General features: G+C 41.8%; 8 protein-coding genes. 5 read left to right on the top strand and 3 right to left on the bottom strand.

All coding sequences use genetic code 11. The annotated features are described in order from the left end of the window. Nucleotides 1-751 precede the first annotated feature (751 nt). From V7K21_RS02250 to V7K21_RS02270, 5 genes are all read left to right on the top strand, one after another. A complete protein-coding gene (locus V7K21_RS02250; RefSeq protein ID WP_335171196.1) occupies nucleotides 752-2,545 on the top strand; it encodes a vWA domain-containing protein in 1,794 nt (597 codons plus the stop codon). A 20-nt stretch (nucleotides 2,546-2,565) separates the two neighbouring features. Then, nucleotides 2,566-4,626, top strand: a complete 2,061-nt coding sequence (locus V7K21_RS02255; protein ID WP_335171197.1) for a tubulin-like doman-containing protein — start codon at nucleotides 2,566-2,568, stop codon at nucleotides 4,624-4,626. Nucleotides 4,627-4,728: 102 nt separating this feature from the next. Continuing rightward, nucleotides 4,729-5,313 (top strand): hypothetical protein, encoded by a 585-nt coding sequence (locus V7K21_RS02260; protein ID WP_335171198.1) that lies wholly within the window; start codon nucleotides 4,729-4,731, stop codon nucleotides 5,311-5,313. A gap of 30 nt (nucleotides 5,314-5,343) precedes the next feature. Further along, entirely contained in the window at nucleotides 5,344-6,153 is an 810-nt protein-coding gene (locus V7K21_RS02265) for a hypothetical protein (RefSeq protein ID WP_335171199.1), read from the top strand. A gap of 11 nt (nucleotides 6,154-6,164) precedes the next feature. Continuing rightward, a complete protein-coding gene (locus V7K21_RS02270; RefSeq protein WP_335171200.1) occupies nucleotides 6,165-8,399 on the top strand; it encodes a hypothetical protein in 2,235 nt (744 codons plus the stop codon). Nucleotides 8,400-8,787: 388 nt separating this feature from the next. On the opposite strand, the gene V7K21_RS02275 is transcribed toward V7K21_RS02270, so the two are convergent. From V7K21_RS02275 to V7K21_RS02285, 3 genes are read right to left on the bottom strand one after another with little or no spacing between them, the layout of a single operon-like run. Beyond that, entirely contained in the window at nucleotides 8,788-10,305 is a 1,518-nt protein-coding gene (locus V7K21_RS02275; RefSeq protein ID WP_335171201.1) for a nickel/cobalt transporter, read from the bottom strand. A gap of 18 nt (nucleotides 10,306-10,323) precedes the next feature. After that, nucleotides 10,324-11,724, bottom strand: a complete 1,401-nt coding sequence (locus V7K21_RS02280; RefSeq protein ID WP_335171202.1) for a tetratricopeptide repeat protein — start codon at nucleotides 11,722-11,724, stop codon at nucleotides 10,324-10,326. A gap of 5 nt (nucleotides 11,725-11,729) precedes the next feature. Further along, nucleotides 11,730-13,010, bottom strand: a complete 1,281-nt coding sequence (locus V7K21_RS02285; protein ID WP_335171203.1) for a DUF4331 domain-containing protein — start codon at nucleotides 13,008-13,010, stop codon at nucleotides 11,730-11,732. Between the last annotated feature and the right edge of the window lie 648 nt (nucleotides 13,011-13,658).

Consider the following 13,658-nt stretch of genomic DNA (forward strand, 5'->3'; position numbering starts at 1 on the left):
AGAGTTGCCATGCCGCAGGCTTTACGCTTTGGCGTCTCCCTTTGGGAGAAGACTGCGCTGCTTCACCGCTTTGCATCTACGTTAAAAAAATTGACTTTGACAAAGAGTTAAGCCTTAACTTAAGCGGATTAACTTGTTAACTACAACCATTAACAATTTAGCTTTGTCACTGTCAAGGCTAATTAAACGGAAATATAAAATTATCTGGGCAATTATCTCAATTAATTTGTATATATTCACTGACTTCAGCAAGAGGTCAGCTTTGAGTTTTTAATAACTTGAATATCCCCAAAAAACGTGACATTTTTTTTGAAAATAGGTAACATATAACTTGATAAAACACTGATCAGGATTATTACTTTTGAATGTAATATAAATTCACACTTTAAATCAAAAAAAATAATTACCCAGCCCAAAATCAGCAAAATTGTCTACAAAATCGGGCTATTAATGGGATTTACACAAGAAGAATTAGTAATTTATCTTTAGCGTTGCTTTCCCAACAGCGAACCGTTGGGAAAATAAGGACAGTAATCTCTTAAGGATTGTTGTGCGGGAGATTTAAATTTTAGGATAAAAACTTGGTAAAAAGGTCAAAATATATTGAAAATTAGAAACTTAAATCTAAACCATTCATATATTGCTGTGAGAAAGACCAATATAAAATTTATCTGCCTGGAGAAATCTATCAATGAGTTTTAGATACTTCAAGTATTGGTTAAGATTTAGTTCAATCCAAAGCATTATTGTTTTGGCTATAATATCAATTTATAACTTGTGTGGTGCATCTGCTCAGACTATTTATAAAGGGGGAATTGACTGGATTTTAGTAGTAGATACTTCTGCTTCCATGCGTGGTGTAGGTGGAACCAAAAATATTTTTGAACCAGTAAAGAATTCTATTACTGAATTTGTTAACACTGCCAGATTAGGTGATACCGTTACTATCTATACTTTTGACAAAGATGTAACTTTAAATGCAGATGATATCAAGATTACCAGTAATCCAGACAGAGGTAAACTCAAGCAAATAATTAGCTCACTTCAGGCTGAGGGTGTGCGGACTCATACAGGTAAGGCTGTGCAAAAAGCGCTGCAACATTCCGCCCTGTTAAACAAACGTGCTGATGCTCTTGGTCGGACTGTCAGCATAGTATTTCTGACGGATGGATTAGAAGATGTGCGTGGTATTCCTAATCCTGTTCTCATTCCTAGTAATACCCAATTTTTACGGGAGCAACAATGCAAACCCTATATATTTTTCGTGTCTTTAGGATTAAAAGAACACGAAAAGCAACTAAATGACTTTGCTAGTAATCCAGCGCTTTGCGGAAAGGGACAGGTATTACGAGATCCGGGAGGAGTTCAACTCAACAAGCTGGCTCAAAATATCCGACCAGTGCTGATTACACCCAAACTTGATGTCAATTTACCCACTGCCAATTTGCAACCAGTATTACCTGGAACAACTACTGAACCGATCAATATTAATAGCATCAGTAATGTCAATGGTAAAGTAAGTTTGCAATTGGAAGACCCTCAGCAAAGTGGTATTCGCTTAATTTCACCCGATCGCACCATCGACTTAGTTGCTAATCAAGCAACAGTTATTCCCGTGCGTTTACAGATACCAGCACAGGCAAAGGGGGGCGCTAATAACTTGCGCTTGGTGTTGATCAGCGCAGACCAAGCGATCGCACCAATTAGAATTGATCTGCCTTTAACCATTCAGTCGAAACTACAAATACAACCTACACGGATAGATTTTGGCTCAACAGAGGTAGGCAAAACCACTGAAACCCAAAATTTGGTAGTTCGCACCAATATATCTGGAACAGCTAGCTTACAATTGCAAGGGAATTCCAAAGACGTTTCTATAGCAGAACCTTCAGCAGCTATAACCTTACAACCAGGAGAAACTAAAATTCCTGTGCAGTTGCAGGTTACTGATAGCAGTTTTGCAGGCGATGTCTACGACGGGCTACGCCAACGCACTTTCACCTTAGTCCTGACTCCAGATAACTCAACTGCTAGTCCTGTCACTACGGAAGCTCATCTGCATATTTTGATGCCATTGGGACGAAAAATAGTCATTTGGTTGCTGTTAGGGCTACTGGTGTTGTTAATTACCCTGATAGTAGTTTGTTTGATTCAACGCAAAACCCCCTTGGAATTAGCCGAAGATTTTCGCACCCGCAAACGCTTAGAAGGAGCATTGGTAGTGCTAGAACCACTGCCACAATCATCCCAAGACGAAGAGATTAGTCTCACTAACCTCCAGAAGGGGAGAGTATGCTTGAGTGATTTGATACCAGCTGTTGCGGCGACAAATTCTGATGCCGAATTAGTCACAGTTTGGCGGGCAGGCAAAAAAAATATAGATTTGCAGTGTTTGAAAGGTGTAATTTTTGTCAATACTAAAAAGATAAATACAGATGAACTTTACAACGAGGACATCATCGAAATTGACAACGTTAAGCTGCAATTTAACTGGATTGAACACCAAAGACCCTCTGAGTCAAGCAGTGGGCAGACAAACTTTTGAATAATCTCACAGGAAAGTGAATGTTAAGTCCCACGGTTGTGCGTCCCACGGTTGTATTTCGTCCTACCGTTGTTATCGGGTTAGGAGGAACGGGTTATGAAGTCGTACTCAAACTTAAAAAGCGATTCATAGATGTTTACGGCTCAGTACCAGAAGTTATTCGTTTTATTTCGATTGATACTACCGAAAACATCCAAGAACGAGAAAAATCACCTGATGGCACTAAGGTTTTCTTGGAACCTAATGAACTTTATGCAATCTCTGTTGCAAATCCCCTACCGCTAACACGTAACGACCACATCGCTGAATGGTGGCCTAGGGACATTCCAGCAGCTAGCCTGATTAGTGGTGCTGGACAGATTCGGGCCCGGGGACGGCTCGCCTTATTTGCGAAAGTAGGCGATATTGACGCTTTAATTGCTCAAGCAATCAATGCTGTCCGCGAAATTCGCACTAGTAAACAAACATTTACAGACAACTTTCAAGTTTCCAGTCGGGATGGTGTCGAAGTTTTTATTGTTGGCAGTTTGGCTGGTGGGACAGGCAGTGGCACATTCTTAGATGCGGCTTTTTTAACACGGCAACATCTGAATAATTTTTCTAACATTACGGGGGTATTTGTTTTACCCAGAGTGTTTGCCAATATTCCCCAAACTCACTTGGTAAAGTCTAATGCTTATGGCGCTCTCAAGGAAATCGAACACTTTTGGGGATTGTCACCATCTAATAGTATTGAGATTGATTATGGGATCAGAAAAATCAAAGCCGATCGCCCTCCCTTTGATGCTGTATTTTTAATTGATGGGGTTAACAAAAATGGTACTGTAGTCGGTCGTCCAGACGATTTGCAAAATTTAGTTGCAGATGGCTTGTACATCCAGATTGGTTCTCAAATCGGTCTAGACGCTGCTAACGTTGCTGATAACATTCGCGCTTATCTGGCAACTGGTGAAAAAGTTCGAGGACGCAATATAAATTACTGTAGTTTTGGCTTTGCTACCATGACTCTGCCAGTACAGCAATACGAGCGGATGAAATTAGAGGATGCTCAAAGCTTGCTGAAGAATGAGTTAATCGCATCTACCCCAACAATCGATTTAGAAAGCGACATCGCCCGGTTTTTAGAAGATTGCAAGTTAGCAGACGCTACTACTGTCCTAAATGCGTTGACTGAAAGCGATCGCGGTGGACAAATCAAACCCGAATTCCGAATTGGTGAAATGCGTCATGATCGCACAGCTTTAGCGACGATCAAAGAACTCTACAAACGCCAATTGGATCAATTTGAACAACGGACGGCTCAAGAACTGGGATTGAGTTTTCATCGCTTAGAACAGACTGCAACTACTGCGATCGCAACTTGGTGGGAGCGGAGTCTCAACCGTCCCAATGGACTAGCTTATGCCTTGCAATTTTTAACCAAACCCTCCCAAAAACTGGATGAATTACAGCAGAGCGTGCAGCACAAGTCGCAAGAAGCGAAAACCAGTTTCAATACTTTGAAATTAGAATCACAAGAAGAAAAGATTAAAGAAGCCGCAGAAACTTGGTTTTCAAATAAAAATACTATCCAAACAGCTTGCCAAAGATACAAAGAACGGGCTGACCAAAAATGGAAGACTTATTTACATTGGAAGCGGTGTGATAAAGCGGCTGAACTCTATGGTGTGCTGCGGGCTAGGCTGGAAGAAATTCAGGAAAAGTGCCAGCGTCTACACAGCAACTTAGATAAAGTTTATCGAGATTTTGAACAGAGTTATCACGAGGTCAGCCGTCAAGGAAATAACGATAATCCCTTTATTCACACCATTCAGCGCATCAATCTGCAATCGAAACGCCCCAAAGTTACTGGCGAAGATTTTATCCGTTGGTATCGAGAACAGTCTCAAACTTTAACGAATTGGTCTGAGAAAAAAGCTGAAGATGTCAAAAACGAAATTCTTAAATTTATAGATGAAGCTTACTATCCTCTCACCAGTATGACTGTTGAGCAGGTTTTGGCAGATAGCAATCCAGAAGATGCGGGGCAAGATTTGCAACAACTTGGCAAACTTGCAGTTCCTCTTTGGCAGTATGAATAAACGGAAATTCCCATTCAACAGCAGCATCTAATCACAGAATTTTATTACTACGGAGTAGAAAGTAACAACACAGTTTTTAGCAATCCGCCTCTTTCCAGTCGCTTGCCTAAAGGAAATAATAATCCTTCTTTCGTACCGACAGGCGAACCTCATAAGGTGATGCTGTTTCGAGTGGAAGTCGGTGTCCCCTTATTCGCCTTCAACGGAATGAAGGATATGGAGCTAGCTTACCTAGATCCGAATAAAGTCTTCAAGCACCTGCATCGTAATTGGACAAACTTAGCCAATTTAATTCCTCCAGAAGACGACGGTGGGGCGTTGCGTTGGTTTGCTTTAGCGCTGGCACCCGAACGATATAAATTGATTGTCAATCAGGGTAGGAAATATTTCGTTTCTACAGAACAAGCGAAAAGATTAGAGGGTGGAGTTTTGCCTTTGGGAAGCGATCGCAAGTCAGCATTTCAAGCTTTCAAGCGTAACTTGCCTCTAGTCAAGGAAATTGCTCACAAAGTTGAGCTTATTACCCATGAAGACCAAGACAAAGCCAAACTTACTTTGCAAAACTACATCAATCACCTCAATCAGGTTTTAAAGGGAGGCAGGGTTGATTCCCAGATTCAAGAACAGGTAGAAATGGAAATCCAGGAAATTGAAGCCTACCTGGAAGATTTAGATGTAATTATTTAGCCCCATAGTTTGCACTCAGAGAGTGTCCCCATGCCAAAACCAACTATTTTACTTGCACTCGATCCTCACAGTGCCGCTTTTTGTGCAGCCATGAAACGGCAACTGCAAGAATTTCCAGCTACCCAAAGCTGTTTAATTCAAACTTATACCTTAACTTGGGACGGTCAAACTTTTAGCTTTAGTAACGAGTTAGATCAGTTTGCTGACATGAGTTTTGATCTGGCTCAAACTCATAGTAAGCAAGCTTATGTCTCCAAAATCCGTACCCAGTTCAGCGAAGCGACTGGCGAACTGCAAACTGCACTGATTGAATTATTGAAAACGGCTAGTCAATCAAAAGAAGCGATCGCTGCGAAACGCCAAGGAGTGGAAATCAGCAATAACCATCGAATATATGTCATGTTGTCAGTCAGCAATCAATTTGCTAGGGCAGTAGTTTTTGACATAGTACGCTTGATTCGTTGGCTATTTTCTAAGTACTTTACAGATATTCCTTACAGCTTAGAAGCGTTATTGCTACTGCCAGGGTTATTTACCCAAGCCACAACTGCTGATTACGGCGCTGCTTACACCCTCCTGAAAGAGTTAGATTACAAAATGACCACTGGAGTTGTGATTGCAGGCGCTCAAAAAGTACCGCCTTTTGATAACTGCTGGCTGATGGACGAGCAAATTGGGGGACTGAGGGATAATTTGCCCAGCTATGCTGATGCTTTGGCAGGTTTTCTCACCGTGGAACCGGAAACCAGCGGCTTATTAATTGGCGCACAAAAAGTACGGGAGAAAATACCTGCATATAGTGCATTTGGTTATGGAGAACTATTTTTCCAGGAGAAATAACTATCAACCGTTTGAGTGCTGCTTTAGCTGCCGATATTGTGATGGAGCAGTTTTTACCGAAGGCAGAATTCACTCCAGAGGCAATTCGCAAATGCCTGTTAGATGCCAAAGGATTTGTCCTCAGCGAAGATTTCAGTAATGCTTTTCTCGGATTAGAACGAGACAACGGCAAACCAGTTTGGCAAGATTTTAATCCGCGCCTTGAGATGCGTGCTGGACAGGCTCTGGAATATGGGATGGAATTGCAGCGTGCTTATCGGCAATTTGAAAATAAAGAGCTACTTTCCTATAAACGCACACTGGAAAATTGTTGTAAACAATTACAGGCAACACTAACCGCCTTCTTAGACCGCACCATTAATCGCTATGCTGATGCTACACCTAGAGGCTTGCATGAAGCAGCTAGGCTATTAAACATATTGACCTTTTTGTATTTGGAATTGCAAACGGATGCCATTGGCGATCAATCCCAGAATCTGGTTACAGAATTGCGTGCGGCTGAAGCATTTCTTGACTCAAGATTGCAGGTAACAATTGATCAAGAAGCCACTCAAAAGCTACTCAACCAAGTTGTGTCCTTCAAATTGCGGCAGCAACAATTACAAGATATTTTAGCTGAAAGAAAGTCTGAAGAACAACTGCAAGAGCTACAAACGACTCAGAAACAGCTAGAAACCGCAATTGCTGAGTATCGTCAAGCGTTAAATGCAGAAATCGAACAAGCTCGACAAATTCGTTTTATGGCGATCGCTTACGCTCGTGAACAAGCCGCAGCTGCGATCGTTTCATCTCAAAATCACCTAACTCTCACTGAAAATCAACTTGAAACAGCCACAGATCAACTAAGTGAACTGCTAGCAGAAGAAAACAAATTTCGCTCTCAGTATCTAGTCATTTATCCTATTTTTCTTGCTACTGCTTTATTAGGCTTGCTGATTCTGACGGGAATTTTCAGTCAATCAGCACTATGGCTGTTATTGCAAAATTTTTGGGCTAACTTAGTTACTTATCTACTTTGGACTGCGGTAACAATTTTGACTTACTTAGGGATAGTTTGGCTCAAATACAGCACTAATATTCGCGATCGCATTCAGAAGGCTCAGAAACAAATTCAACGACTAGAAAGCACTGTTAAAGCAACCATCGTAGAATTACGTCGCAACTATAATGAACAATTAAAGTTGGAGTATGATTTATACGCCCAAAATCTCCGCGTCGAGGCATTGAATTCTCTGATTAAAACAGCTAAACAAAGGGCTGAGACTTTACGGCAAACTCTTACTGACTTATCTGAGATATACAATGATTTGGTTACTCAACGCGATCAAGCTACGACGAAGTTCTCGGAAATTAGACTCACAGTTCTTACCGATGCGGATATTGATGCTTATTACCAAAGTTTCCTTACTACACTAACAATTGAGACATTTACTCAAGAACAAATTAGCCGCTCTCAGTCGTGGAAAATTCCTGCTGAAGCATTTAAAAACCAACTTATCCCCTTTACTCGCCAGCAGTTCGAGCAATTGAGCAATTTGTCTATTGGGGAAGTATTAAAACAATCAGATTTAATTGCTGTAAACACTGCCAATTTGCGTTTGAATCAACTTTATAATAACGCTAACTTGTTGCTGCGAATTCAGGATATTGATACTAACTTAAACCCAACTTCTCAACGAGAGATTACCCTTTGGGTGGGAGAAAAAGATAAAGAACAAATGTTTGCGTTTTACAGTCGATTTAGTCGCACTTTAACCGCGTTGGTAGCTGAAGATGAGCAGCGGTTGTCTATTTTGACCCGTTCGTTGGGCTTTCCGGCTTATTTTCTCAGTCAAATTGAATTTTATCGAGACTGCTATGAACGGACTCAGAGCGAACAAATCGTGCCAGACGAGAATATTCCTGATTTAATCCCAGAGGAAATTGGTTCTGGTAGGGAATTAAAACTAGCTTATCAAACCTTGCTTTTAGCGATCGCTCTTGGGCTACTATCCCAGCATTCTCAAGGTGATTATCAATTCAACGGTCGGTCACTTGGTAAAGACCGAGAACAAATTACCTTAGCTTTAGCAACTGAGTTCACCTTTCAGGAACTTTATGGTGACTTAGAAGAACGTATCGAAACATTTGAACGTGATTTTGTTTACCATAAATTACAGGAATTAGGAACATCAGCTTCATATTTAAATCATTACGAAGGTAAGCTTTTAGATCATCTACTCTCAGAGTATAACCCTCTGAATTAGGTATCAAATTGCCCTCTTTATGGTATGGCGAGAAACGCAAACCATCCATTTTGCAGAACTTAAATTTAAAAAATATCCCATCCCTGCGGGACGCTCCGCGAACGTCAGGGCGTATTGCAATACGTCCCGACAAATGTACTAATCAGCGAAAATTTGCAGTGCGAAGTGCAAAATGATTTCGTGATCAGGATTTCAAAGACTCAAATTGAGCCAAAAAAGTTTTTCAGCCTGTGACAAGCTAATTTCAAAGTAGCCGATTATGCACAAAGCAGTTATTAAAGAGATGAAGATAAATCGTTTCATATTTTCCTCGAAATAAGATTTTCTGACATCTAGTTGTTCAGGGTTATTTGACAAAACTGAGTGCAAATGTATTCTGCACTTTCATCTAGTTCCAGGGATGAGCTAGCAAAGCCTGGGAAGTAATGCCTAAGCCAATTAGGGTGATACATAAGGCGCTTGCGACTGGTAACATTTTTATTTTTGGAATCTGGAATGGGAAATCCTCAAACCGATCCTTGGCGTAGACCAGCATTAACCCGATTCCAGTTAATACTGCTGCTAGACCTAAGCTAAAGGCAGATACCAGCGCTAATCCAAAGCCAATTCGTCCCAGCGCGATCGCACTCAGCAACACTACTAAGGCTGAAGGACAAGGTAACAAGCCGCCCGATATTCCCAGCGCTAGGAGGCTAGACCAGTTCATAGAAGTTAGATCACCGTCAGGCGGTAGATGCGAATGCTGATCGTGTACATGGTGATAGCGAAGCGGTAGCGAGTCATCGAGCGTCTGGTGATGATGCAAGTCGTGGCTGTGTTGATGACTATGTACATGGTCATGTGAATGAGATACCTGAGTCCTTTGCAATCGACTTATAAACAAATTCAGACCAATTACAGTTACCAGTACCCCGGAGAAGACGCTTAACCAAGGGTACAATTGCTCTGTCAAAATAAACTGGGATGTGCCAAGAGTAACCAGTCCTAGAGCAAATATGCCAGCAGTATGGGTAATCGTTATAATTAGCCCCAGAAATAGGGCATGTTGGGCATTACTACGGGAACCCACCAAATAAGCACCGACTATCGTTTTCCCATGACCAGGGGACAGAGCGTGTAAACCACCCCATAAAAAGGCGATCGCTAAAGCTATTAGAATAGTCAAGAAATTATGATTTTCCTGAGTAATCAGGCTAGTAAAGACATCGTTGCTTCTTCCTGTCAAAGCATTATCTAAGCGGCTGGATGATTTAACTTCCGGTGGAGGCGCTTGTTGACTAGATGTCACAGACGGATCGAGTTTAAACTCAATGCGACGCTGGTCGAGAGGACTGCTTAGTAAATTCGTGGGGTAATCTCTCAAGCGGTTGGTAATACTCAAAGAGGTGAAATCACCTTGAATAGGAACGCCATCTGCAACCACAGTAATCTCACGCCAGCCCAAGCGCTGTGGATAAAACTGATCTTCAAATATTAACTGATTCGCACCTACTAACTCCGTTGTCCCATGAAAGTTACAACTCAGCCGCAGTGTAGATAATCCTCCTACACCTGGAGGAAATTCGACTGTTGATTTGATCAAAGAAAGTGCTAGAGCCTGTTTATTGATCAACAGTTCCAGATGTGAGTTGACTTCCTGGCATTTTTGGTCAGGGTATTGAACCGTCTCTAGAGGTTCAGCTTTGCGGTTGTGATTGGTATCTAACTGATTAATTTCTTGAAAAGTAGGAATTTCTGCCATGTCTAGAACATAATCAATCCCTACACCATCGGTTGCTACCTGCACTCCTGCGTAGTGATTGATGGTGAAATTGCCTAAAGGATGGGCATTTGCCCTCGGCATCCAAAAAAAACATATTGCGATAATTGCAGTACTCCAAGCCAAGCAATACAGCAGCTTTTTCATAAAGAACTCCCTATAGCGTTAGGAGTGGGAGAGGTTATTTTGAGAGACAGAACGCGTTAAGTTTGCCAAGACTTGACGAGCTTGATCAGCATACTTGTGATGAAATTGAGGATTGAGGCTAACAGCTTGAGTTAGTCGCTTTATTGCTGACTCACGGTTATTTAAGTGAAGCGCAATCATGCCAGCATGGAATTGCAGCAAGGCATCCTCTGTCCCCAAGCGAGTTGCCCGTTGGGCTGCCCGTTGGGCTTCTTGCCATTGCCCATTAGCCGCAGCTGCCCAAGCCAAAGTATCCTCTGCATATACATCGTCTCGCACTGCTACTTCACTACGGGCAATCTCTAGTGCCTCTGTTAAATGAATTCCGTGTTCGGTGTAGTAGACAGCCAGAGCGCGATCATAGATTCCTTTAACCTTGCTCAGGTAAGCCACTACCCCGATCAAATCTTCAGTTTCAGTTGCACCTTTTTGGTCGAGAAGAGCTAGTTGAGCATCAGCCTTATACGAGAGCGTTTCCACCTGTGGCATCAGTTCTATACCCTGGTTTGCTGCATTCAGAGCATCTTGCCAGCGATGCTGGGCCGCATAGAGGCGGGCTAATCCTGTAAACGCAGCTATATGCCGTGGGAAGAGGTCAAGAGCTTCCCGATATCGCTGCTCAGACAGGGCTAAATCCCCGGCTGCAAAAGCAAGATCCCCAGTCCGCACATGAAACCAAGCACGAGTTTCTGCGCTCATCGTGTAGAAAGAATCCATTTCCTGCATAGCTTCATTTAACAGTTGCCGTGCCGATGCTTGATTGCCAGTTAACTCTAAGTAACGGGCGACAACTGCGTTCTGACCAAAGTTTGATTCTTTCTCAGGAAGGTTCTGCAATAATTGATGAGCTGCTTCATAGTCGCCCAACTCCATCTGAATCGATGCCCTCAGTGAGACAATATTGGGATTATCAATAGATGAATTATTTAATACTTCTAAAGCTGACCGAAACTGGTGTTGAGATAGTAAAGCTGATGCTAGGAGCATGGAGGAAACCTGATTATGGCGCGGCTGTAGTGCCAGGGATCTACGTGCCGCTTGTTCTGCTCGTAACACATCGTCTATATCTGCCATTTCTCGAAAGCGCCTCAAATATTGATCAGCCAATAGACGTAAAAATATTGAGGAATTGGGAGATTGAGCAACTTTCTCCTCATAGACGCTGATAATATGCGATCGCTGTAAATAATCGGGGAAGACTAAATCTGACTGCTGAACTGGTAATATCTGCCTGGAATTAACAGTCAGCAGTTGCACAAGAGAGGAGTATGTGCCTAACTTACCATTGGTGTAGCCTAAACTTAGCGCTTGTGTATCAGAGGGTCTTAGTAAAACCAGTAGGCTAGTTAGCGCTAACACCCATAGTATTCGTAGATGCATAAACCTTACAAAGGATTACCTAAATAAGGGAAGGTAGGAAGAAAGTTGGCATCATTAGGCCCAACATTATCGCTAGTCAGCCCCGGAATTTCGCCTGTAGTAATCCCTGTAACTGCATTACCAAAGACAACAGATGCTGTGACATCGATTACGTCATCTTTTGGTCTTCTACCACCAAAATTGTTGCCTAACTGAGTACCAAAATAACTACCGTTAGGTTTGGAAAGGTCAGCTTGGATAACATCAGGAATCGCCACTGAGATCACTGCATCAGCTATGCCTTGAGGTCTACCAATCGCATTCACAAAGGCTCGAATGAATTGGGATTGATTGCTAGCGTCTTGGGTTGGTGTCTGAATATTACTATTATTATGAGCTTGAAAGTCCATAAAAAGTTCATTCAGGGCTGGAACTGCTAACCGCTCAATCTGAGCAAAATTCTGATTTCTGAATCTAGGAGTTTCAACACTAGTTGTTATCCAAACACCAATCTTGCCATTACCAAGCTCTTGCCTGGGTAGCTCGACAATAATTGAGTGGACATTGAATGGGGCTAGGGTGTCTTGTGCTTGTCCAGATGGTCTAAAGGAAAGAACTTGGAAGGGAGGACTGGGATTAGGCTGAAGGCTATAGTTCCGATCCGGGATGATTTTGAAGAACTGTTCCAAATCAAAAAAGAACGGGTCTTTCCGTGTGCCAACAAAGAACTTTGTGGGGTTAATGCCGTTGAAGGAGAATGTTTGGTTGAGTGGCACTGTCCTACTTACTGGAAGTAAAGCTGACGTTGTTCCTACATTGATTGGAGAAGTTGGGCGGCTGACTGTGACAGTTTGGTTTGAGCCTGTGCCATTTATTTTGAATTGAAGTACGATATCTTCAATACTGTCACCAGTGTTATCAATATTGAACTGATAAAGAACATTTGGATCGAATGGTCTCATTTCACCAGAAACAATCAGAGGGTCGAAATCCATTACAAGGACAACATTGTTGGGGTCTGCGGGACTTTCAAACACAAACAAATCTGTGAGATCCGCAGCAGTGAGCTTAGTGGCAAGAAAGGTTGTGTCCTGGTGGTCTGAAGCCAAAGCTTTAGGGGTTGCATAGATTAGAACTACGAGCAAAATAGCAACAGTTGCCATTAAGGCACGAAAAAAACGAGTAGCTCTAGTCCAATATAGCGATCGCTTGATCGGAAAAAATGCCATATTTTGCACTAGTTTCTCTATGCGTACCCAGCCTTTAATTGGTATAAAAGAGGTGATACTCCGAGCATTTATTTTCATAATTGCCCTCCTTGAGGTGTTTTGTATCTTCTATTGTATGTATATATTTACGTGAAAATAGCAAGTTGATAGCAACTTGATTCATATTTCAAAAAAGACTGCGGTTATTACCGAAGTGCCTCACAGCTTATTGGCTCCTAATAGTACAGCGTTGCGGAAATAAACAACCCATTTCAAATCACCGAAACGTTTACGCCGTCTTTTTTTGACTTTTGGCTTCTGCTTTGCGGTACTAGTCACTTAACAGACCAAAAGTTGCTCACTTTTCTAGTTTAAAGTTTTAAGACTTATACAATGTATGTACTACGTAAATTTAGGTATTTCAGTTAGATTATTCCACCAGTCGCTATTTAGTAAGTCCGCATAGTACTTTTCTATTACATATAAGTATGTGATTGCGAATGAGACGTACTCCTACCGAGAAGCAAGCTACACCTTGGTCTCTAAGAGTTGCGATCGCAATGATTTCAGATAATTTATATTTAGTTGCATAGTTAGGTTTATTCGTGCCTATCTACTTCCAGTCTCACTTCTTGATATTTTCTTATATGTTTTGAAGCAGGAGCCATTGACAGAGCGCTTCAGTGTTTCTCTTTTTGTTTGACAATGCTACCAAAGCCCCTCTCTGGAAAAATTTACAGACTTATT

The organism is Nostoc sp. (assembly GCF_036919595.1).
Classification (GTDB): Bacteria; Cyanobacteriota; Cyanobacteriia; order Cyanobacteriales; family Nostocaceae; genus Nostoc.